We start from the raw sequence: 22385 nt of genomic DNA on the forward strand, positions 1-22385 counted from the left end.
GCGGCCGGACGGTTCATCGTGGGGCACAATGAGCGGGTGAGCGACCCCATCGACGAGTTCTCGTTCCTTCCCGAGCAGGCCGAGGAGGCGGGACTGGATGTCGCGGTCCCCCGCGGCGAGCGCGTCTCGCTCACCCTCGGCGACGGCCGCACGCTGAGCGCGCTGCGCTACACGCCGGCCGACGCGCCCGACGCCGCCCCCGTCGTGACCTTCCTGCACGGCGCGGGCCTGAACGCCCACACGTGGGACACCACGATCCTCGCCCTCGGGCTGCCTGCGCTCGCGATCGACCTCCCGGGGCACGGCGACTCGTCGTGGCGCGACGACGTCGCGTACGTCGCGCGCGTGCTCGCACCCGACGTCGCCGCGGGCATCGACGCCTGGGCGAAAGGACCGCAGGTGCTCGTCGGGCAGTCGCTCGGCGGCCTCACCGCGGCGGCGGTGGCGGCATCCCGTCCCGACCTCGTCCGGGAGCTGGTGGTGATCGACATCACGCCGGGCCTCGACCCCCAGGGCGGGGCCAGCCAGATCCGCGAGTTCTTCGCGGGGCCGGTGGACTGGGCCTCGCGCGACGAGCTCGTCGACCGGGCGCTGTTGTTCGGGCTCGGCGGCGGCACGCGCCGCAAGGCCGCCCGCGGCGTCTACTTCAACTCCCGCGTGCGCCCCGACGGGCGCGTCGAGTGGAAGCACCACTTCGCGCACGTCGCCAACGCCATGTCGTCCGATCCCGCGGCGGCGGCTTCGGCGCAGCGTCAGCAGGATGCCGTGGCCGCCGTGCTCGGCGAGTCCGGCTGGGAGGACCTGGCCGCCGTCACCGCTCCCACCACGCTCATCCGGGGCTCACGGGGCTACCTCACGGACGCGGATGCCGCGGAGTTCGCGCGGCGGGTGCCCGCGGCATCCCTCGTCGAGGTGGAGTCGGGACACAACGTCCAGGAGGACGTCCCGCGGGAGCTCGGAACCCGTCTGCGCGCCCTCGCCGCAGCCGGATGAGGCACCGCGGGAAGCCCTAACGCTTCTGTTGCGTTCCGAGTAGTGGGTTGTCGCGGGGCACCGCGATATCCCTAGGCTGTAACCCGCGTCAGCCGAGCCCATCATCACGGCCGACGCCCGCACCGTACTCGGGACCCCGCCCGAAAGGACCTTCATGCTCCGCCGTACCGCCCTCGCCGCAGCGGCCATCCTCGTTGCCGGCGCCCTCGCCCTCACCGCCTGCACCTCGGGCGGTGGGACCGCGACCCCCACCTCGACCGGAAAGCCCGACCCCGACGCGTCGGTCGCCATCCGCCTGGTGCTGGAGCCCGGCAACCTCGACATCCGCCAGACGGCGGGCTCGGCCCTCGACCAGATCCTGGTCGACAACATCTACCAGGGCCTCGTCGCCCGCACCCCCGAGCAGGACATCGTCGCGTCGCTCGCCAGCGACTGGACGGTCTCCCCCGACGGGCTGACCTATACGTTCACGCTGCGCGAAGGCGTCACCTTCCACGACGGCCAGCCGCTCACTCCGCAGGACGTCGTGTGGTCGCTCACGACGCGCCGCAACACCCCGGAGTGGCGCGACTCGGGCCGTCTCGCGAACGTCACCTCGATCACCGCGGAGGGCCAGAACATCACGCTGACCCTCGCACAGCCGGACTCGAGCCTGCTGTGGAACCTCACCGGCCGCGCCGGCATCATCCTCAAAGAGGGCGACACCGTCGACTACAAGACGAAGGCGAACGGCACCGGCCCGTTCATCCTGAAGAACTGGACCCAGGGCGACAGCATCACCTTCGCGCGCAACGACGCCTACTGGGGCGACAAGGCCGGCGTCGCCGAGGTCGTCTTCGACTACATCCCCGACAACCAGGCGGCCCTCAACGCGGCGCTGGCCAACGAGGTGGACGTACTGACCGGGTTCGACGCGAACCTGAAGGACCAGGTCGAGAAGAACGGCGACTTCGCGCTCGTGCTCGGCACGTCCACCGACAAGGGAACGCTCGCGTTCAACCAGACGTCGGGCCCCCTCGCCGACAAGCGCGTGCGCCAGGCGATCCGCCAGGCCATCGACCACCAGGCGTTCGTCGACGCGATGGCGTCGGGCGAGACGCTCTACGGCCCGATCCCCGAGCTCGACCCGGGCTACCGCGACCTTTCGGACGTCGCGCCGTACGACCCCGACGCGGCGAAGAAGCTCCTCAAGGAGGCCGGGGCCGAGGATCTGGAGCTGACCCTCACCATCCCGAACTTCTACTCCACGACGATCCCGCAGATCCTGGTGTCGGACCTCAACGCGGTCGGCATCACGCTCGAGGTCAACTCGGTCGACTTCTCGACGTGGCTCACCGACGTGTACACGAACCACGACTACGAGCTCAGCTTCGTGCTGCACACCGAGGCGCGCGACTTCGAGAACTGGGCCGACCCGGACTACTACTTCACCTACGACAACCCCGAGGTGCAGTCCCTGTACACGCAGTCGCTCGCCGCAACCGACGAGGCCAAGGCGGCCGACCTGCTGTCGCAGGCCGCGCGCATCGTGTCGGAGGACGCGGGCGGCGACTGGCTGTACAACGGCGCGTCGGTCCTGGCGGTCGGCACTAACATCACCGGTATGCCCTCGATCAACGTGAACGAGCGCCTCGACCTCGCTGACATCGCCAAGAGCAACGGGTGATCCGATACACGCTGACCCGGTTCGCCCTGCTCCTGCTCGGGCTGCTCGTGGCCAGCGTGCTCATCTTCCTCACTCTGCGGGTGCTGCCCGGCGACATCGCCCAGCTGATCGGCGGCGTCAACAGCAGTCCCGCGCAGATCGCCGCGATCCGCGAGCGGCTCGGTCTCGACCGGCCGCTCGCGGTGCAGTACCTGGAGTGGATCGGCGGCGTGCTGCGCGGTGACCTCGGCACGTCACTGCTGACGGGCACGCCGGTGATCGACGAGCTCGTCCAGAAGGCGCAGGTGACGGTGCCCCTGGGCATCATGTCGCTGCTGGTGGCCGTCGTCATCAGCGTGCCGCTGGGCGTGCTGTCGGCCATGCGCCGCGGCCACGCCGACGGCACGGCGCTGAGCGTCGGCTCGCAGACCCTCGCCGCGGTCCCCGTGGTGTGGGCGGGCATGATGCTGGTCGTGGTGTTCGCCGTGTGGCTGGGCTGGCTCCCTGCGCAGGGGTTCCCCCGCGCGAGCTGGAGCGACCCGGCCGCCGCCTTCCAATCGCTCATCCTGCCGGCCCTCACCATCGGCGTCGTCGAGGGCGCCATGCTGCTGCGCTTCGTCCGCAGCGCCACGCTGCAGGCGGTCGGGCAGGACTTCGTCCGCACCGCCGCCGCGAAGGGCCTCACCCGCGACGCGGCGCTCATCCGTCACGGCCTCCCGGTGGTGGGCCTGTCGGTGATCACGGTGCTGGGGCTGCAGGTCGCCGGCATCATCGTGGGCGCCGTCGTCATCGAGCAGCTCTTCTCCCTCCCCGGCATCGGGCGCATGCTCGTCGCCGACGTCGCCGCCCGCGACCTGCCCAAGGTGCAGGGCGAGCTGCTGGCGCTCACCGGGTTCGTGCTGATCGTCGGGTTCGCGGTCGACCTCGTGCACCGCGTCATCGACCCCCGTCAGCGGGAGGCCGCATGACCATCCCGCCCCCTTCGACGTCCGGCGACCGGCCGATTCCGGCACACGACGGCCAGCTGCCGCGACCCGATGGATGGGTGGATGCCGGGGGCCCGGCATCCTCCGATCCCCCGCGCCGTTCGCGCTGGGCGTGGCTCGCCCGGCTGTGGGCGCTGTCGACGGGGCGGTTCGGGCTCATCGTGGTGGCGGTGGTCGTGCTGACGGCGATCGTCGCCCGGTTCTGGACGCCGTTCGACCCGCAGCAGGTCGACATCGCGGACCGCTGGGCGCCGCCGGGCTGGCCCCACGTGCTGGGCACCGATGCGACCGGCCGCGACATCCTGTCGCTGCTGATGGCGGGCGCACGCACGACGGTGTTCGTCGCCGTGGGCGCGGGGCTCATCGCCACTGTCATCGGCGTCGCCCTGGCCGCGCTCGGCGCCCTGACCGTGCGGTGGGTGCGCGAGTCGGTGGCCGTGTTCGTCGACATCCTGATCGCGTTCCCCGTGCTGCTCATCGCGATGATGATCTCGGCGGTGTGGGGCGGGTCGCTGTGGGTGGTCATCTGGGCCGTCGGCATCGGGTTCGGCGTCAACATCGCGCGCGTCACGCGGCCCGAGCTGCGCCGCGTGCTGCACAGCGACTTCGTGCTCGCGGGCCGGGCGTCGGGCCTGACGCCCGCGCAGAACCTGTGGCGGCATCTGCTCCCCAACGTCGCGCCGGTGTTCATCGTGCAGCTGTCGTGGGGCATGGCGGTCGCGGTGCTCGCCGAGGCGGGCTTGTCGTACCTCGGGTTCGGCGCCCCCGTCACCGAGCCCTCATGGGGCCTGCTGCTGGCGCAGCTGCAGCAGTACATCCAGGTGCACCCGCTGTCGGTGGTCTGGCCCGGGCTCGCCATCACCTTCACCGTGCTCGGGCTGAACCTGCTCGGAGATGCGCTGCGCGAGGCCACCGACCCGACGCTGTCGCGCAGCCCCTTCGCCACGCGCCGCGCCCGCCTTCACGTGCCGGAGGTGGTCGCATGAGCCTCGAGGTGCAGGACCTCACGATCGACGTCGGCGGACGCCGTGTGGTCGACGGCGTGTCGTTCGCCGTGCCGGACGGCGCCCGAGTGGGCCTCATCGGCGAGTCCGGCTCGGGCAAGTCCCTGACGGCGCTGGCGATCCTCGGCCTCCTGCCCGACGGCGCCGAGGCGCGCGGCAGCGTGCGCTGGGACGGCCGTGAGATCCTCGGCCTGCGCGACCGCGAGCTCGCCGAGCTGCGCGGTGACGAGATCGGCATCGTGTTCCAGGAGCCGCGCACCGCGCTCAACCCCATCCGCACGGTGGGACGCCAGATCGCCGAGTCGGTGAGGATCCACGAGGGCCTGTCGAAACGGGATGCCGCCGCCCGGGCGGTCGCCGAGGCACGCCGTGTCGCCCTTCCCGACCCCGAGCGCATCGTGGGCCGCTACCCGCACCAGCTGTCGGGCGGCCAGCGCCAGCGCGTGGCGCTCGCGATGGCGCTCGCGTGCCGCCCGCGGCTGCTGATCGCGGATGAGCCCACCACCGCCCTGGATGTGACGATCCAGGCCGAGATCCTCGAGCTGCTGCGCACCCTCGTGCGCGACGACGGCATGTCGCTCGTGTTCATCACGCACGACCTGGCGGTGCTGTCGCAGATCGCGACGCACGGCGTGGTGCTCGAGGACGGGCGCGTTGTGGAGCAGGCGCCCGTCTCGCAGCTGCTCACGGCACCGGCATCCCCCGTCACGCAAGGCCTGCTGCGCGACGCGACGGCGACGCTCTGGCGACCGGGCGGTGATGCCGCGTGAGCGAACCGCTGATCCGCGGGCGCGGCCTGTCGCGCCGCTACCCGGTGCCCAAGTCGCACGTGTTCGAGCGCAAGAGCTTCACGACGGGGCTCGTGGATGCCGACATCGACGTCCGCGAGGGGTCCGCGGTCGGCCTCATCGGCGAGTCGGGCTCGGGCAAGTCCACGCTCGTGCGCCTGCTGCTGGGGCTCGACGTGCCGTCCGCGGGCACCGTCGAGTTCGACGGGAGGCCGGTCGAGGCCGCCGCGTCGGCGCGGTCGCTGCACTGGCTGCGCCGGCAGACGGGCATCGTCTTCCAGGATCCCTACGCGTCGCTCGACCCGCGCATGAGCGTGGGGCGCATCGTCGGGGAGCCGCTGTGGGCGCTCGGCATCGACGGCGACCGGCGCGCCCGCGTGCGAGAGGTGCTCGTCGACGTCGGCCTGGAGGCGGGCATGGCCGACCGGTACCCGCACGAGTTCTCGGGCGGGCAGCGCCAGCGCATCGCACTGGCGCGGGCCGTCGTGCACCGCCCGCGCGTCCTCGTCGGCGACGAGCCGCTGTCGGCGCTGGACGTCACGGTGCGCGCGCAGGTGCTCGAGCTGCTCGGAGAGCTGCGCGCCCGCGACGGACTCACGCTGCTGATGGTGTCGCACGACATCGGCGTCGTGCAGAACCTGTGCGACGAAGTGGTCGTCATGAAGGACGGCCGCATTGTCGAAGAGGGGCCGACCGAGAAGGTGCTGCTGCAGCCGCAGGTGTCGTACACGCGGCGTCTGCTGGCATCCATCCCCGTCATCGACGCCGGCGGTGCAGACGACGCCTGACACCCGGCGCGGGGCGGCGCCGACGTCGGCGGCCGGGGCTAGGTTCGGAGCATGATGAGCCCCGGAATCGTGCCGCCGTACATGCTCGCCCGTATCGCCGCGGTGCAGGAGGGCGGCTGGGCGCGCGCGGCCGATGCGGCGCAGCGCACGCTCGCGGCTCCCCGGGACTACACGCCCGGCGTGCGCACGCGGCTGCGGCTGTCGATCGAGGAGCCCGGCGTGCTCGTCGCCGAGACGGCGCCCGCACCCGACCGCGAGATGTCGGACGCACAGCACCGCGAGGTCGTGCCCGGGGTGCGCGTCCGCGGCGAGGACGACGAGCCCACCGGCGACACCGCGGTCGACGAGGCGTTCGACGGGCTCGGCGCGACCTTCGACTTCTGGTGGGACGCGTACGCCCGCGACAGCATCGACGGCTCGGGCAGCGCACTGCTGGCGACGGTGCACTACGGGCGCGACTACGACAACGCGTTCTGGAACGGCGAGCGCATGGTGTTCGGCGACGGCGACGACGACGTGTTCGCCGGATTCACCGGCTCGCTCAGCGTCATCGCGCACGAACTCGCGCACGGTGTCGTCGAGGACTCCGGCGGCCTGCTGTACCGCAACCAGTCCGGCGCGCTCAACGAGTCCATCGCCGACGTGTTCGGCGCCCTCGCCGAGCAGCATCTGGCCGGGCACACCGCCGCGCAGGCGTCGTGGCTCATCGGCGAGGGGATCTTCACGGATGCCGTCCAGGGGAAGGCGCTGCGGTCGATGGCCGCGCCCGGCACGGCGTACGACGACGACGTGCTGGGCAAGGACCCGCAGCCGGCGCACATGAGCGGGTTCGTGCAGACGCGAGACGACAACGGCGGCGTCCACATCAACTCCGGCATCCCGAACCACGCGTTCTACCTCGTCGCGACGGCGCTCGGCGGGCACGCCTGGGAGCGCGCGGGCCTCATCTGGTACCGCACGCTCACATCCGGGACGCTGCCGCAGACCGCCGACTTCGTGACGTTCGCCCGTGCCACCCTGACCGCTGCGGCCGCGGAGTACGGTGAGAAGTCGGAGGAGGTCGACGCCGTCCGCGCCGGGTGGGCGGGCGTCGGCGTGATCCCGGATGACGCACCGTCCCGATCCTGAACCGACGCCGCAGCCGGCGGTCGAGGTCGATGTCGCGCGCTCGGGCGGCATCGCCGGCATCACGAGACGCTGGTCGGCACAGCCGAGTGAGGACGAGGCCTCGGACTGGATCTCGCTCATCGACCGCTGTCCGTGGGACGAGACGGGCGACGCCGACCCCGAGCCCACAGCGGCTGCGGCGGGACGAGAGACCGCCCCGCGCCCCGAGGCCCCCACGACTCAGGGGCGCCCGCCCGTACCCGACGGCTTCACGTGGTGGATCCGCGCGGTCTGGTCGGACGCCGACCCGCGCGAGGCCGAGCTCGTCGACGATCAGGTCGTGGGCGCGTGGCGCGACCTCGTCGACGCCGTGCGCGACTGGAGCCGCCGCAGCGGCGACGGCCACTGAGCTCAGCGGCCGAACAGCCCCTTCTTGGCGCCGGACTTCTTGACGGGCGTGAGCGCCTTCTGCAGATAGATCACTCCGAGCCAGCGGCCGAACTTGAAGCCGACGCGCCCCATCCGGCCGACCTCGACGAAGCCGAGGCGCTCGTGGAGGGCGATCGAGCCCTCAGCGCCCTTGTCGCTGATGACCGCCACCATCTGGCGGATGCCCGCGGCCTCGCTCGCGGCGATCAGCGCCTCCAGCAGCGCGCGTCCGAGCCCCTTGCCCGTGGCGGCGTGGCCGAGGTAGATCGAGTTCTCAACCGAGTACCGGTAGGCGGACTTGCTCGACATCGGCTGCACGAGCGCGTACCCGAGCACCTGGCCGCCCGGCGACTCGGCGACGAGGAAGGGCAGCCCGTGCTTGGCCAGGTGGTCGCGCTTGGTGCGCCACTGCTTGAGCGACCACGTGTCTTCGTCGAACGTGACGACCGAGTTGGTCACATAGTGGTTGTAGATCTCGCGGATGTCGGGCAGATCCCGGTCCTCGACCGGACGGATCGTGTACGAGAACGGCCGCTCGGGCTCGGGCTGCCGGCGCAGGTGCGGCGGCAGCACCCGCTTGGCCTTCTCGTATTCCTCTTCGAGCATGCGATCCTCCGGGCCTCAGACGGACAGTGCCGGTGCGGTCTGTGCGGGCAGCGCCCAGTCGACGGGTGCGGCGCCCTGCTGCGCCAGCAGCTCGTTCGCGCGTGAGAACGGCTTCGAGCCGAAGAATCCCCGGCTCGCCGACAGCGGCGACGGATGCGGCGACTCGACGATCGGTGTCGGGCCGAGGAGCGGGCGCAGGTTCGCGGCATCCCTCCCCCACAGGATCGCGACGAGCGGCCGGTCGCGGGCGACGAGGGTGCGGATGGCGTGCTCGGTGACCTTCTCCCAGCCCCAGCCGCGATGGGATGCCGGCGCCCCCGGCGCGACCGTGAGCACCCGGTTCAGCAGCATGACGCCCTGATCGCTCCACGCCGACAGGTCGCCGTGGGCGGCGCGCGGGACGCCGAGGTCGGACTCCAGCTCCTGGTAGATGTTCGAGAGACTGCGCGGGATCGGGCGCACGTGCGCGTCCACTGCGAACGAGAGCCCGATGGGATGCCCCGGCGTGGGGTAGGGGTCCTGCCCGACGATCAGCACCTTGACGTCGGCGAGCGGGCGCTGGAAGGCCCGCAGCACACGGTCGCCCGCCGGCAGGTAGTGACGGCCGGCGGCGACCTCGCCGCGCAGACGCTCGCCGAGGGCGGCGATGTCGGGCGCGACGGGGGCGAGCGCCTCCGCCCAGCCCGGGTCCATGAGACCCGCCTCGGCCAGCTCCGGGAGGGTCATCGCCACGGCGGCACCGCCCTGTCGGCGCGGCGCGCGAGATGCGTCTCGGGGGCGCCAGGGGTCGTCATCCACACGCCCTCCAGACTAGGACCGCGCCGGTGTTACGCTCACCGTCGTGTCTCGTGCCTCCTCCGCCGCCGATCGCCTGCGCGGCTCCGCCCTCGGCATCACCGCCGGCCTCATCGGGTGGTTCGTCCTCGTCGAGCTGACGAGCGGCATCCTGCAGGGCTTCTACGTGCCGCTGTTCAGCGACATCGTGACCTCGCTCGGCATCCACGACTCCGACGTGAACTGGTTCGAGGCGGCCCAGCTGCTGCTCTCGGCGCTCGTCGTGCCCGTGATGGCGAAGCTCGGCGACATGTACGGGCACAAGAAGATCCTCCTCATCGCGGCGATCCTGACGGCCGCGGCCAGCTGGTGGCTGGCGTTCGCGGGCGACTTCTGGAGCTTCCTCGCGGCGTGGGCGCTGCAGGGCTTCTACGTGGTGTGGCTGCCGCTGGAGATCGCGCTCGTCTTCGAGCGGGGCCGCCGGCAGAACCGCGGCACCTCGCTCACACGCCGCGCCGCGGGTCTCCTCGTCGTCGGCCTGGAGGCCGGCGCGATCATCGGCGCCCTCGCCGCGGGTCGCATCTTCGCGGCCACCGGCGGCGACCTGAAGGTGACGCTGCTGGTGCCGGCGATCGCGGTGACGCTCATCGCGCTCGTGATCTGGCTGGGCGTCCCCGAGTCCGAGCCGATGCCCGGCCGCCGCCTCGACTCGTGGGGCTTCGTGATCCTCGCGTGGGGCCTCCTCCTCGTCACCGGCGCACTCGTCTACATGCGCATGATCGGCGAGCTCGGCCTCGGTGTCGGCGGGTGGGCGTGGGTGGCCGCGCTGCTCGCCGGAGGCGTGGCGGTCTTCGTGTGGTTCGTGAAGTACGAGCTGCGCCAGCCCGACCCGGCGATCGACATCCGGGTGCTCCGTCGGCCCGAGATGTGGCCCGTCCAGGCGACGGCGTTCCTGGTCGGCATCAGCCTCCTCGGCGCGCAGGGGCCGCTCTCGACGTACGCCGGCACCGACTCGTCGCTCGGCTACGGCCTCGGGCTCGACGCGACCGCGCGCTCCAACGTCATCGGCGTGTACCTGGTGTCGCTCATCGTCGGCGCCGTGCTGTTCGCCGTGACGTCGCGACGCGCGAACCCGCGGCTGATCCTCATCGTCGCCTCGGCGCTCGTCGGCATCGGGTACACCCTGTTCCTGCCCTTCCACACCGAGCTGTGGCAGGTGCTGCTCAACCTGTCGATCGCGGGCATCGGCTCGGGCGCCCTCGTCGGCGCCCTGCCCGCTGCCGCCGCGGCAGCCGCCCCGCACGGGCAGACGGGCGTCGCCTCGGCGCTCACCAACACGACGAAGACCATCGGCGGCACGTTCGCGTCGGCCGTGTTCGGCGTCGTGCTGGCTGCAGGTGCGGGTGCCGTCGCGAGCCAGACCGCGGCATCCCTCGGCGGGTACATGACCGTGTGGGCGATCTGCGCCGGCGGCGGGTTCGTGGCCGCCGTGCTGCTGTTCTTCGTCCCGAAGGTCGCGTTCGCCGACGAGGCGCCCGCGGAAGAGCCCGACGACGCGGTCGCCGGCGCCGGCGCGCCCGTCGCCCCCGTCGAACCGGTCAGGCGTCGTCGTCGACGCGCGGCCACAGCGGACCGCGGGCGAGGAGGAAATGCGCTGACTGTGCCACCGGGCGCATCGTGATGAGGTCGAGGTTGACGTGCCCGGGCGCGTTGAGCGCGTACGCGATGACGTCGGCGACGTCCTCGCCGGTGAGCGGGTCCTCGACCCCCTCGTACACGCGCTGGGCGGCCTGACTGTCGCCGCCCAGGCGGTTGAGCGCGAACTCGGGCGTATAGACCATGCCCGGCGCCACCTCGATCACACGGATCGGCTCGCCGTTGAGTTCCAGCCGCAGGGCGTGCGCGAGCATCGACTCCCCCGCCTTGGCGGCGTTGTACCCGGAGCCGCCGGCGTAGGCCGCCTGCGCGGCGGTCGAGGTCACGAAGAGCGTGTCGGCGTGCCCGTCGGCGACGGCCGCGCGGCGCAACTGCGGCAGGAGCGCCGCCACGAGGCGCTGCGCCGAGAGCACGTTGGCCTCGAACATCCAGCGCCAGTCGGAGGCCTTGCCGTCCTCGACGCGATCCGTGCCGCGAGCGCCCCCGGCGACGTGGACGAGGGCATGGACGGGACCCGACCCGGCCAGGAACGCGGTGAGCGCCTCGACGTCGGCGTCCGCCGTCAGATCGGCCGCGAACGCGACCGCACCCGTCTCGGCTTCGAGGGCCGCGAGCCGGTCGGCGCGACGCGCCACCGCCACCACGTCCCAGCCGCTCGCACGCAAGGCACGGGCGGTCGCCTCGCCGATCCCCGAGCTCGCCCCGGTCACCACTGCACGTCTGGTCGTCATGCCTCCACGCTAGCCGCGCCGGGGCCGCCGAGTGTGACGTCACATTTCCCCCGCGTTGTTGACAAATCCTCCGGTCCGTACTGTCGAACCCATCGGGGCCGAGGTCCCCGGCATCCGTCACCGGGAATCCGACCCGGTATCCGAACCCGCAGGAGCAAGCCATGGCCGCATCCGAGAACTGGCGTTTCGAGACCAAGCAGATCCACTCGGGTGCCCAGCCCGACCCGGTCACCAAGGCTCGCGCCACGCCGATCTACCAGACCACGTCGTACGTGTTCGACAACGCCGACCACGCCGCGAACCTGTTCGCCCTGGCCGAGTTCGGCAACATCTACACGCGCATCCAGAACCCCACGCAGGCGGTCGTCGAGGAGCGCCTCGCCGCGCTCGAAGGCGGCACCGGTGCGCTCCTGCTCGCCAGTGGCCAGGCCGCGGCGACGTTCGCCGTCCTCAACATCGCGGAGGCCGGCGACCACATCGTCTCGTCGAGCTCGATCTACGGCGGCACCTACAACCTCTTCAAGTACACGCTCGCCAAGCTCGGCATCGAGACGACGTTCGTCGAGAACCAGGACGACGTCGAAGAGTGGCGCCGCGCCGTCCGCCCGAACACGAAGCTCTTCTTCGCCGAGACGATCGGCAACCCGAAGATCAACGTCCTCGACATCCGCAGCGTCGCCGACGTCGCGCACGAGAACAGCGTGCCGCTCATCGTCGACAACACGATCGCGACGCCCTACCTCATCCGCCCGTTCGAGCACGGCGCCGACATCGTCGTCCACTCGGCCACCAAGTTCCTCGGCGGCCACGGCACGACCATCGGCGGCGTGATCGTCGACGGCGGCTCGTTCGAGTGGTCGAAGAACGTCGACAAGTTCCCGGGCCTCACGGTTCCGGACCCGTCGTACCACGGCGCCTCCTACACCGCGGCGGTCGGCGACGGACTCGCGTACATCATCAAGGCGCGCGTGCAGCTGCTGCGCGACCTCGGCGCCGCCATCGCCCCGAACAGCGCCTGGCTGCTCATCCAGGGCATCGAGACCCTGTCGCTGCGCGTCGAGCGCCATGTGCAGAACGCGCAGGAGATCGCCGAGTGGCTCGAGAACCACGCCGACGTCGCGTCGGTGAACTACTCGGGTCTGCCCACGTCGCCCTGGTACGCCGCGGCGAACCAGTACTCCCCCAAGGGCGTCGGCGCGGTGCTGTCGTTCGAGCTCAAGGGCGGTGTCGAGGCGGGCCGCGAGTTCGTGAACTCGCTCGAGCTCTTCAGCCACCTCGCCAACATCGGCGACGTGCGCTCGCTCGTCATCCACCCGGCCTCGACCACGCACTCGCAGCTCACGCCCGAGCAGCAGCTCACGACCGGCGTCACGCCCGGCCTCGTGCGCCTGTCGGTCGGTCTCGAGAACATCGACGACCTCAAGGCCGACCTCGAGCAGGCTCTCGCCGCGGCACGCCGCGTGTCGGAGGCGGCTCGCGCCTAAAACCCCTCCTCAGGGACCGGATGCCTCGGCCCGACGTTCTCACGTCGGGCCGAGGCATCCGTCATTCGGCGGCGTCGGCGTCGGTCGCGAGGTCGGCCGACAGCTCCTCGGCCGTGAGGTGCGCGCCGGCGACCGGGCGGGGCAGCGTCGGTGCGGCATCGGCGTCGTGCCACGGCTGACCGCCGCCCTCCGGCGCCGCGGTCTCGTCGCCGGTGTCGAACAGCACGTCGGCGTCATGGTCGAGATCGTGCTCCTGCGGCGGCACCGGCGCCGCCGGCTCGTGAGCGGGCATGAAGGGCTCAGCGGTGGACATGCGCGCATTCTGCCACTCCCGGGTGCACGTGCGACGAACTCGTCTCGCCGCACGGAGCTGTGCGGCATCCACGTAACGCGCGGTCAAACCTCCGCCGATCACGAGAGAATGGTCGAATGGACTGGCAGACCTCCGAAGACACGGTGCCGAGCGCACCGGTGACGGAGGCCGATGCCCGGCAGCTGCTCGGGCGTCCACCGGCGACCGGGGCCTGGCGCGACGGCGACCCTCCCGGCGATCGCAGGTTCGCGGCTTTCGGGGCTTTCCGCACGGAGCAGGGCCGCGAGCTGCCCGCCTACCGGCTCGCCTACGAGTCGTGGGGCGAGCTGAACGCCGCGCGCGACAACGCGGTGCTGGTGCTCCACGCGCTCACCGGCGACAGCCACCTGCGCGGCGCCGCCGGACCGGGACACCCCACGAGCGGCTGGTGGGACGACATCGTCGGTCCCGGCGCGCCGATCGACACCGACCGCTGGTTCGTCATCGCGCCGAACATGCTCGGTGGATGCCAGGGTTCCACGGGTCCCGCCTCCATCGGCCCCGACGGCTACGAGTGGGCCTCCCGCTTCCCCTATCTGACGATCCGCGACCAGGTCGCCGCCCAGGTGCGCCTGGCCGACGCACTCGGCATCGACGTGTGGGCGGCCGTCATCGGCGGCTCCATGGGCGGCATGCACGCGCTGGAGTGGGCAGCGGGCCTCCCCGACCGCGTGCAGCGCGTCGGCATCCTGTCGTCGCCGCCGGTCAACACGGCCGACCAGATCGCCCTCAACTCGGTGCAGCTGGAGGCCATCCGCATCGACCCCCGTTTCCAGGGCGGCGAGTACTACGACGCGGGCGACGGCGACGGCCCCACGCGCGGCCTCGCACTGGCCCGGCGCATGGCACTGCTGAACTACCGGTCCCCCACCGAGCTCAACCAGCGGTTCCAGCGGTCGTGGCAGTCCGGCGTCAGCCCTCTCGGGCACGGCGGGCGGTTCGCCGTCGAGTCGTACCTCGACTTCCACGGCAACAAGTTCACGCGCCGCTTCGACGCGAACTCGTACATCACGCTCGTCGAGGCGATGAACTCCCACGACGTCGGTCGCGACCGCGGCGGCGTCGAGGACGCGCTCGCCCGGATCACCGCGACCGCTCTCGTGCTCGGCATCGACAGCGACCGCCTGTTCCCCATCGACGGGCAGCACCGCATCGCGCGCGGCATCCCGCACACGCTCGACGGCGACCGTGCGGTCGTGCTCGCGAGCGACTTCGGCCACGACGGCTTCCTGATCGAGACGTCCGCCGTCGGCGCGCACCTGCGCCGCCTGCTCGAGTCCTGATCCGAGGCGGCGCCGCGGCGAGGGACGCCGGCGGCCGAGGTATCACCGCGCGCTCCCCGCCCCTCCGTATCGGCAACCGATCGGAAGGGGTCTGCCATGACCACGGAAGAAAAGTCGGATGCCGCGGCATCCGACGCTTTCCGCGCACAGCCGTTCCTGCGCGCACAGCTCCACCTCGACGGTGCCGATCCAGCGCCGGCGAACCGAGAGAGGCCCGGGCCCGCCCTCGTCGACGAGGCCGTGTCGAAGCAGCTCCCGAAGGGTCTACGCAAGAAGGCCGGACTGCTCGACTCCGCGCGTCGTTTCGGTGGCGACGCGGTGGTCGACGCGATCGCCGCGCTACCTGAGAGCGTCCCGGAGGACGACCTGCCCATCGACATCCGCGGCTCGCTCGCCCACCTCCAGGGTCCGGTGGCGCGCTTCCACGGCGCCAAGTTCTCGCTGCTGTACTTCCCCTGGCCTGCGGTCTCGGCGAAGGACGGCGACCGGTTCGGGTATCTCACCCCGCCTGCCACGCGCGCCGCGAGCCGGCTTCCGGTGGATGCCGCCACCCGGGCGCTGCTCGAAGAGCTCGGACACCTCATGGGCAACGCCGACGCGGTGCCCGGTGACTCGGCGACCCCGTCGGGCTACACCTACGTCGGGCAGTTCGTCGACCACGACATCACGCTCGACGTCTCGTCCGCGATCGATTCGCCGACCGTGGTCGACGCGAAGACGATCAACAACATGCGCTCGCCCGTCCTAGATCTCGACAGCGTCTACGGCCGCGGTCCGGCGCTGGATGCCTTCCTATACGAGCCGCCCCGACCGGGCGAGCCGTCGTCGGCCTTCCGGATGCTGCTGGGCACGAACAACCCGCCTCCGCCGCCTATCCCGCCCGAGGGCGGAGCGGGCGGCACGGCCGGTGCCGCCGGCATGCTGATCCACACCGATTTCGACGTGCCGCGCACGGCGGCGAAGACGGCGATCATCGGCGACCCCCGCAACAACGAGAACCTCATCGTGTCGCAGCTGCATCACACGATGCTGCGATTCCACAACGCGATCGTCGACATGCTGATCGCCGGCGCCTTCGCCGGAGACGTGTTCGTCGAAGCCAAGCGGCAGGCCACCCTCCACTACCAGTGGGCGGTGCTGCACGACTTCCTGCCGCGCATCTGCGGGCAGGCGGCCGTCACCGCCGCGCTGGCGGCTCCGCTGAAGCCCTGGAAGGACATGCCGGTCGAGTTCTCGGTCGCCGCCTACCGGTTCGGGCACAGCATGATCCGCAACGACTACTGGCTGAACTTCACCCTGAAGACGAAGCCGATGAGCGATGTGTTCGCGTTCGTCTCGCCCGGCCGCACCCCGGTGCTGACGAACTGGGTCGTCGACTTCAACGCGTTCTTCGAGACCGGCATCCCGGTGCCGGTGTTCAACCACGCGCGCAAGATCGACAGCGCCCTCGCTCCCGCGCTGGAGGACCTCGACGGCAACGGCAGCCCGAACGACCTCATGGGGGTCCTCGCGGTGCGCAACCTCCTGCGCGGTCTGGTCCTCGGGCTGCCGAGCGGACAGGCGACGGCGAGCCAGCTCGGTGTGCCGAAGCTCACCGCCTCCGAGCTCACGTCCGGGCTGGGCGCGGACGAGGTCGCGGTGCTCAACAAGAAGAGCGGCCTGCTGCTGAAGAAGACCCCGCTGTGGTACTACCTCCTGCGGGAGGCGGCGGTGAAGACCGGAGGCGAGACGCTCGGCCCGCTGGGCGCGAAGATCGTGACGGAGACGTTCGTGCGGATGCTGCGTCGTGACACGCTCTCGCTGCTGAACGTCCCGTTCGCTCCGAGCCTGCCGCGCAGCAACCCGGCGACCTTCACGTTCGCCGACCTCGTCGGCGTCGCGGGGGTCATCCAGCCGTGAGGCCGGCGTCCCCCGTGTGCGAGTAGCGCCACGGCAGGGCGCCGATCTCCAGGCGGTGACGGGATCCGGATGCCGCGGCATCCGGATCCCAGTCCTCGTCGCCGGCCCACAGCAGCAGCGGCCCTTCGGCCCCGCGCCGCGCGACGGTCTCGAAGCGCTGCACGCCGGCCAGGCGCGCGGCGGCCCGCGCCGACGCGGCATCGGGATGGGCGGCGAGCGCGTGCAGCGTGACCCAGGTGGGCGGATACAGGGTGAGCTCGCCGCGACCGTGGCGCTCCAGCAGGTCTGCGGGCCGCGCCCACTCCGCGCCGACGGCCTCATCGGCCGACAGCGCGAGCTCGCCGCCAGGTGCCGGAGCGAGGAAGAACCACGTGCGGATCCGCAGTGCGAGGCCCGGCGGCGGATCCCACACCGACAGCGTCTCGAACGCGCCGGGGTCGATCACGAGACCCGTCTCCTCCCTGGTCTCGCGCACGCCCGCGCGGCGCGCCACGTCCTCCTCGACCTCGTCGGCGCCGGCGCGGTCGTCGTCCTCGAGCTTTCCGCCGGGGAACACCCACGCCCCCGCGAACGAGCCGCGGTCGGGCCGCTCGATCATGAGCACCTCGAGGCCTGATCCCCCCTCGCGCAGCAGCACCACAGTCGCGGCGACGGGAATGGACGGATCGGTGGCGTCCTCGGGCATGCGCGCCCGCGAGTCCGTCACGGAGTCGGCCACGGCGCGCAGCGCGCGGTCGGCGGGCGTCGGGTCCGGCATCCGCTCACTCTAGCCGCGGCACGCGGGAGGGATGCCGCCGCTACGCGCCGACCGCGACGCGGCGGCGCTCGACCACCAGGCTCGCGGAGGCGAGCGCGAGGCCGGCGAGGGCGAGCACCACACCCACCCACGCGGGGGCGGTGAAACCCCACCCGGCGGCGATGACGACACCGCCGAGGAACGCGCCGAGGCTGTTGCCGATGTTGAGCGCGGAGTGGTTGAGGGCCGCCGCGATGGACTGGTTGTCCTGTGCGACGTCCATGAGCCGGGTCTGGATCGTGGGGCTCAGCGCCGACGCGACGAACCCGATCGCGAACACGAAGAACCCGAGCGCCCAGATCCACTGCGCAGTGACGGCCAGCAGTGCCAGCACGAGGGCCAGCCCGGCCAGCCCGCCCACGAGCGTGCGCTTGAGGTCGACGTCGGCGAGGTGGCCGCCGACCAGGTTGCCGATCGTCATGCCGACGCCCATGAGCACGAGCACGATCGGCACCACCCACTCCGGCGAGCCCGCGACCTCGGTGATGAGCGGGGCGACGTAGCTGTAGACGGCGAAGAAGCCGCCGAACCCGATCGCGCCGACGCCGAGGGCGAGCCACACCTGCCCGATGCGGAACACCTTGAGCTCGGCGCGCATCGTGCGGCTCGGGTCGCCCGGGTGCTCGGGCACGAAGAAGGCGATGAGCACCGTCGCGGCGAGGAAGATCGCCGCCACCACCATGAACGCCGCGCGCCAGCCGACCTGCTGGCCGAGGAACGTGCCCAGCGGCACGCCGACCACGTTGGCCACCGTGAGTCCGGTCAGCACGAAGGCGACGCCCTTGGCGCGCATCCCGGGCCCGAGCACGTCGGCGGCGACCAGCGCGCCGATGCCGAAGTAGGCGCCGTGCGGAAGCCCCGCGAGGAACCGGGATGCCGCCACCCACTCGAACGTCGGCGCCAGGAACGTCAGCGCGTTGAAGACGGTGAGCGCGAGCGCGAGCCCGATCATGACGCGGTGGCGCGGATACTTCGCCACCGCTCCGGCGATCGTCGGCGCTCCGACGACGACGCCGAGCGCGTACAGCGAGATGAGCCAGCCCGCCTGGGCGATCGCGTCCTCGGGGCTGGACGCCCACAGCGAGGGCAGCAGATCCTCGGCGATGTTCGGCAGCAGCCCCATGACGACGAATTCGGTCATGCCGATGCCGAAGCTGCCGACGGCGAGGGAGAGGAGCGCCCACGTCGCCGCGCCCCTCGTCAGGTTCGAGGAGGTCACCGCGTCATGCTAGCGGCGGTCGCGGCATCCTGTCGAATCGATTCGGACACACGACGTGACACAGCGGCGGAGCCGTCGGACGAACGCCGCGCGGCTGCTCAGGAGTCGTCGGACTGCCGGTCGATCGCCGCCTCGAGACGCTCGATCTTGGCGTCGAGCTCGCCCGAGTAGCCGGGACGGATATCGGCCTTCAGCACAAGCGACACGCGGGAACCGTAGGGCGCGACGGCGTCGGTGGCGCGCTTGACGACGTCGAACACCTCGTCCCACTCCCCCTCGATCTCGGTGAACATCGAGGTCGTCCGGTGGGGCAGCCCGCTGTCGCGGACGACCTTCACGGCCGCGGCGACCGCGTCGTGCACCGAGCCGTCGGCGCGGCCCGTGCCGCTGGGAGCCACCGAGAACGCGACGAGCATGAGGAACCTCCGAGTCCGGGAGCGAGGGATGCCGCCCCGCCCGGCTTCTACTCTGTCACGCCGCCGGGAGCGGTCGCCGCCGTCGCTCCCGGCACGGCGCGGCGCGGCCGCACCGGCACCCGTACCAGGCGCACGAGCGTCCAGACGAACAGCGCCACCAGCAGCACGTTGCGCAGCACGAGCAGACCCACCGCGGCCGGGACGAGGGTGAGGATCGCGTCGTAGAAGAACGGGAAGATCAGCTGCGTCAGCACGAGGATCAGCACCGCGAGCGCCGCCGGCCGCAGCCAGTCGCGGCGGCGCAGCACGAGCCCCGCCACGAGCGGCGCGATGATCCACGTCAGGTACTGCGGCGAGCCGACCTTGTTGAGCACGATGAACCCGAGCACGAGCGCGCCGGCGAGCGGCGGGAAGAGCGCCGCGAAGCCCGCGCCACGCCACGCCTTGACGGCGCCGACGACGGCGACCGCCAGCATCCCGACCATGAGGACCGGCGTCATCGCCGCGATCACGGCGTCGACGCCCGGGCCGACCACCTGGAACGTGATGAGGTCCTCGTCGTACTGCACTGCGGCGCCGGGCATCCCGGCCACCGCCATCAGCATGTACACGGCGCTGATCGGCGCCTCGATCTGCAGCCCGCGCGTCGCCTGATCCCCGACGAACCCGAAGAGGTGCGCCCCGCCGCCGAGTGCCAGCACGATCGCGACGGAGAACGCCGAGACGATCGCGGCACCGCCGACGATCGCCAGCCGCCGGCGCACCGCGATGACCGCCGCGGCCAGGAGCGCCGCCGGCCACACCTTGATCCATGTGGCCACGGCGAGCAGCACCGAGGCGAGCCACGGCCGGCCGACGAGCCACAGCGATCCGAGGATCGCGAGCGGCACGGTCACCGCGTCCAGCCGGAACATGCCGACCCCGCCGAGCGCAAGGATCGCCGCGAGCCAGAACCACGCGGCGGCCAGCCGACCCCGGGAACGGCCGCGGCCGACGAGCACCGCGAAGGCCGCGGCATCCATCGCGGTCACGAGCAGGCCCCACCCGAGCGTGTAGTCGATCACGGCGCTCGCGGCACCCACGAGCAGGATCGGCCCGTGCGCGAGGATCGGGTACACCCATCCCTCGGTGATGCCGGGGATGGCTTGTCCCGAGAGCGTGCGACCCGCCCACCAGCGGTACAGCTGATCGACGTCCCACGACGATGCGTGGTCGCCCGTGAAGCCGAGCCAGATCACCACCGCGTGCACGAGGGCGAACGCGACCCACACCACCGCCCGCCGAGACACCCCACCATCCTAGGGATCGACGGACGACGGGCCGGATCCTCAGCTGCCGAGCGCCTCCGCCACCGCCCGCGGCAGCGCCTCTGCCACGTCCAGCGCGGTGATCGGCCCGCTCCCGAACGGCGGCATGCTCGGCAGACGGGCGATGCTCGCCCCCGACGCCGCGATCACGCCGGCGCGACCGTGGAGCCACGCCCCCGACGCGGCGAGCGCCCCCAGCGCCGCGCCGTCGGGGGTGTGCCCCGACGCCGTGGCTCCCGCGACGAGCGCGCCGATGACGCCTGCCAGCACGTCGCCCGTGCCGGCGGTGGCGAGCCAGGGCGTGCCCGCCTCGACGGCCGCCGTCCAGCCGTCCGGTGCGGCGACGACCGTCACCGCACCCTTGAGCAGCAGGACGGCGCCCGTCGCTTCGGCGGTCTCCCGGGCCGCGACGACCCGGTCGGGGCCGGCGACGGCGAGCCCCAGGGCGGCGCGCAGCCGCGCGTGCTCGCGGTCGTGCGGGGTCAGGATGCGCGGGGCCGTGGCCTCGTCCTCGACGGCGAGGTCGAGCGCCCCGGCGTCGGCCACGACGGGGTCGGTGTCGCTCAGCACGGCGCGGAGGGCCGCGGTGTCGGCGGGTGTGCGGGTCGCGGCATCCGTGCCCGAGCCGATCACCCAGGCCTGCACGCGGCCGTCCGCCGTCACGGTCTCGGGGCGCCGGGCCAGCACGAGATCCGCGGCACGCGCGGGACCGAGGTAGCGCACCATGCCGAGTCCCGTGCGCCAGGCGGCCTCGACTCCCAGCACGGCGGCGCCGGGATAGGCGTCCGACCCCGTCCGCATGCCCAGAACGCCTCGGGAATACTTGTCGTCGGCGGTGGTTGGCCTCCGCAGGGCGTGCGCGGCATCCTTTCGCGTCCATTCCCGAACCATGCGGTCACAGTACCGCCGTCCCCCGCGAAGGATCCCCCATGAGCCGGCTGTTCACTCCCCTGACCCTGCGCGACGTCACGGTGCGCAACCGGCTGTGGGTGTCGCCCATGTGCCAGTACAGCGCCGTCGACGGCGTGCCGCAGGAGTGGCACCACACGCACCTCGCCCAGTTCGCGTCGGGCGGTGCAGGGCTCATCGTGGCCGAGGCGACCGCCGTCGTCCCTGAGGGCCGCATCTCACCCGAGGACACCGGCCTGTGGACCGACGCGCAGCGCGACGCGTGGACGCCGATCGTCGCGGCGATCCGCAGCCGCGGCGCGATCGCCGGCGTCCAGCTCGCCCACGCGGGCCGCAAGGCGTCGACGTGGTCGCCGTTCTCGAATCACCGCGGCACGGTGCCCGCCGATCAGGGCGGCTGGACCACCGTCGCGCCGTCGGCGATCGCCTTCGAGGGGTTCGCCGAGCCGGTCGCGCTCGACCTCGCCGGCATCGACCGGGTCGTCGACGCGTTCGCCGCCGCGGCGCGCCGGGCGGTCGAGGCCGGGTTCCAGGTGCTCGAGCTGCACGCGGCGCACGGATACCTGCTGCACCAGTTCCTCTCGCCGCTGTCGAACCACCGCGACGACGAGTACGGCGGCTCGCTCGAGAACCGGGTACGCCTGCTGCTGCGGGTGCTGGACGCGGTGGTCCATGCCGCGCCCGCCGTCCCTGTGATCGTGCGGTTCTCCGCCACCGACTGGGCCGACGGCGGCTGGGACGCCGACGAGACGGTCGCCGTCGCGCGGTGGGCGGCCGACCGCGGTGCGGACTTCTTCGACATCTCCAGCGGCGGGCTCGTCGCCCACCAGCGGATCACGACCGGCCCGGGCTACCAGGTCGACCTGGCCGCCCGCGTACGGCGCGAAGCCGGCGTGCCGGTGAACGCGGTCGGCATGATCGACGACGCCGCGCACGCCGAGCGCGTGCTCGCCGAGGAGTCCGCCGACGCCGTCATGGCCGGCCGCGAGTGGCTCCGCGACCCGCACTACGGCCTGCGGGCGTCCGTCGAGCTCGGCGCCGACATCGACTACTGGCCGGCGCAGTACCTGCGCGCGCGGCCCGTCTGACGCTGGCGTTCGTCTCGGTTCGGGGCGCGTCCCGTCCGTTGGGGCGCGCACGATGCGCCCCGAGGGTCGGGGCGCGCCCCAATCCCATGCTGGTGGCGTGGACGCAGGGGATGGCCCCGCCCCGG

At 72.2% G+C, this 22385-nt stretch carries 22 protein-coding genes; 13 read left to right on the forward strand and 9 right to left on the reverse strand.

All coding sequences use genetic code 11. From position 1 onward, the window contains the following. The first annotated feature begins 36 nt into the window (after positions 1-36). From ACFWJ8_RS12240 to ACFWJ8_RS12275, 8 genes are all read left to right on the forward strand, one after another. Entirely contained in the window at positions 37-993 is a 957-nt protein-coding gene (locus ACFWJ8_RS12240) for an alpha/beta fold hydrolase (RefSeq protein WP_378811676.1), read from the forward strand. A gap of 154 nt (positions 994-1147) precedes the next feature. Beyond that, complete coding sequence (locus ACFWJ8_RS12245; RefSeq protein ID WP_378811678.1) at positions 1148-2659, forward strand: ABC transporter substrate-binding protein; 1512 nt, start codon at positions 1148-1150, stop codon at positions 2657-2659. Beyond that, entirely contained in the window at positions 2656-3606 is a 951-nt protein-coding gene (locus ACFWJ8_RS12250) for an ABC transporter permease (RefSeq protein WP_378811680.1), read from the forward strand. The genes ACFWJ8_RS12245 and ACFWJ8_RS12250 overlap by 4 nt, the downstream gene beginning before the upstream one ends. Further along, a complete protein-coding gene (locus tag ACFWJ8_RS12255; protein WP_378811682.1) occupies positions 3603-4610 on the forward strand; it encodes an ABC transporter permease in 1008 nt (335 codons plus the stop codon). Before ACFWJ8_RS12250 ends, ACFWJ8_RS12255 begins: the two co-directional genes overlap by 4 nt. Further along, positions 4607-5398, forward strand: coding sequence for an ATP-binding cassette domain-containing protein (locus ACFWJ8_RS12260; protein WP_378811684.1), 792 nt, complete (start codon positions 4607-4609; stop codon positions 5396-5398). The genes ACFWJ8_RS12255 and ACFWJ8_RS12260 overlap by 4 nt, the downstream gene beginning before the upstream one ends. Next, the gene (locus ACFWJ8_RS12265) at positions 5395-6204 is read left to right on the forward strand and encodes an ABC transporter ATP-binding protein (RefSeq protein WP_378811686.1); all 810 of its coding nucleotides are present in this window, start codon (positions 5395-5397) and stop codon (positions 6202-6204) included. The genes ACFWJ8_RS12260 and ACFWJ8_RS12265 overlap by 4 nt, the downstream gene beginning before the upstream one ends. Before the next feature lie 51 nt (positions 6205-6255). Next, entirely contained in the window at positions 6256-7332 is a 1077-nt protein-coding gene (locus tag ACFWJ8_RS12270) for a M4 family metallopeptidase (protein ID WP_378811688.1), read from the forward strand. Beyond that, complete coding sequence (locus ACFWJ8_RS12275) at positions 7310-7720, forward strand: hypothetical protein (RefSeq protein WP_378811689.1); 411 nt, start codon at positions 7310-7312, stop codon at positions 7718-7720. Before ACFWJ8_RS12270 ends, ACFWJ8_RS12275 begins: the two co-directional genes overlap by 23 nt. Positions 7721-7722: 2 nt before the next feature. Here ACFWJ8_RS12275 and ACFWJ8_RS12280 read toward each other — a convergent pair whose 3' ends face one another. Both ACFWJ8_RS12280 and ACFWJ8_RS12285 read right to left on the reverse strand, forming a co-directional pair. After that, positions 7723-8346: a GNAT family N-acetyltransferase gene (locus ACFWJ8_RS12280; protein ID WP_378811690.1), complete on the reverse strand. Its 624-nt coding sequence runs from the start codon at positions 8344-8346 to the stop codon at positions 7723-7725. A gap of 15 nt (positions 8347-8361) precedes the next feature. Further along, entirely contained in the window at positions 8362-9078 is a 717-nt protein-coding gene (locus ACFWJ8_RS12285) for a uracil-DNA glycosylase (RefSeq protein ID WP_378811691.1), read from the reverse strand. Between the two features lie 109 nt (positions 9079-9187). On the opposite strand from ACFWJ8_RS12285, the gene ACFWJ8_RS12290 reads away from it, so the two are divergent. Then, a complete protein-coding gene (locus ACFWJ8_RS12290) occupies positions 9188-10801 on the forward strand; it encodes an MFS transporter (RefSeq protein WP_378811692.1) in 1614 nt (537 codons plus the stop codon). Here the strand turns inward: ACFWJ8_RS12290 and ACFWJ8_RS12295 are convergent. Beyond that, a complete protein-coding gene (locus ACFWJ8_RS12295) occupies positions 10719-11507 on the reverse strand; it encodes an SDR family oxidoreductase (RefSeq protein ID WP_378811693.1) in 789 nt (262 codons plus the stop codon). The two genes, ACFWJ8_RS12290 and ACFWJ8_RS12295, sit on opposite strands and share 83 nt — an antisense overlap. A gap of 161 nt (positions 11508-11668) precedes the next feature. On the opposite strand from ACFWJ8_RS12295, the gene ACFWJ8_RS12300 reads away from it, so the two are divergent. After that, positions 11669-12991, forward strand: a complete 1323-nt coding sequence (locus ACFWJ8_RS12300; RefSeq protein ID WP_378811695.1) for a bifunctional o-acetylhomoserine/o-acetylserine sulfhydrylase — start codon at positions 11669-11671, stop codon at positions 12989-12991. 61 nt (positions 12992-13052) lie between these two features. On the opposite strand, the gene ACFWJ8_RS12305 is transcribed toward ACFWJ8_RS12300, so the two are convergent. Further along, positions 13053-13304, reverse strand: coding sequence for a hypothetical protein (locus ACFWJ8_RS12305; protein ID WP_378811696.1), 252 nt, complete (start codon positions 13302-13304; stop codon positions 13053-13055). A 116-nt stretch (positions 13305-13420) separates the two neighbouring features. Here ACFWJ8_RS12305 and ACFWJ8_RS12310 point away from each other — a divergent pair, with 116 nt between their 5' ends. Continuing rightward, positions 13421-14626 carry a homoserine O-acetyltransferase gene (locus ACFWJ8_RS12310; protein WP_378811697.1) on the forward strand — a complete coding sequence of 402 codons (1206 nt, stop codon included), beginning with the start codon at positions 13421-13423 and terminating at the stop codon, positions 14624-14626. A 96-nt stretch (positions 14627-14722) separates the two neighbouring features. Further along, complete coding sequence (locus tag ACFWJ8_RS12315) at positions 14723-16525, forward strand: heme peroxidase family protein (RefSeq protein ID WP_378811699.1); 1803 nt, start codon at positions 14723-14725, stop codon at positions 16523-16525. Here ACFWJ8_RS12315 and ACFWJ8_RS12320 read toward each other — a convergent pair. The 5 genes from ACFWJ8_RS12320 to ACFWJ8_RS12340 form a co-directional block, all read right to left on the reverse strand. After that, positions 16512-17282 carry an NUDIX domain-containing protein gene (locus ACFWJ8_RS12320; RefSeq protein ID WP_378811700.1) on the reverse strand — a complete coding sequence of 257 codons (771 nt, stop codon included), beginning with the start codon at positions 17280-17282 and terminating at the stop codon, positions 16512-16514. The two genes, ACFWJ8_RS12315 and ACFWJ8_RS12320, sit on opposite strands and share 14 nt — an antisense overlap. 40 nt (positions 17283-17322) lie before the next feature. Then, complete coding sequence (locus ACFWJ8_RS12325; protein WP_378811701.1) at positions 17323-18540, reverse strand: MFS transporter; 1218 nt, start codon at positions 18538-18540, stop codon at positions 17323-17325. Positions 18541-18638: 98 nt separating this feature from the next. Then, complete coding sequence (locus ACFWJ8_RS12330; protein WP_378811703.1) at positions 18639-18956, reverse strand: MTH1187 family thiamine-binding protein; 318 nt, start codon at positions 18954-18956, stop codon at positions 18639-18641. Between the two features lie 47 nt (positions 18957-19003). Further along, a complete protein-coding gene (locus ACFWJ8_RS12335; protein WP_378811704.1) occupies positions 19004-20245 on the reverse strand; it encodes a hypothetical protein in 1242 nt (413 codons plus the stop codon). Between the two features lie 39 nt (positions 20246-20284). Continuing rightward, positions 20285-21154 (reverse strand): NAD(P)H-hydrate dehydratase, encoded by an 870-nt coding sequence (locus tag ACFWJ8_RS12340; RefSeq protein WP_378811706.1) that lies wholly within the window; start codon positions 21152-21154, stop codon positions 20285-20287. 38 nt (positions 21155-21192) lie between these two features. Between ACFWJ8_RS12340 and ACFWJ8_RS12345 the strand changes: the two genes are divergently transcribed. Further along, entirely contained in the window at positions 21193-22260 is a 1068-nt protein-coding gene (locus ACFWJ8_RS12345; protein WP_378811708.1) for an NADH:flavin oxidoreductase/NADH oxidase, read from the forward strand. Positions 22261-22385: the final 125 nt, after the last annotated feature.

This window comes from Microbacterium sp. NPDC058389, from assembly GCF_042722305.1.
Taxonomy (GTDB): Bacteria; Actinomycetota; Actinomycetes; order Actinomycetales; family Microbacteriaceae; genus Microbacterium.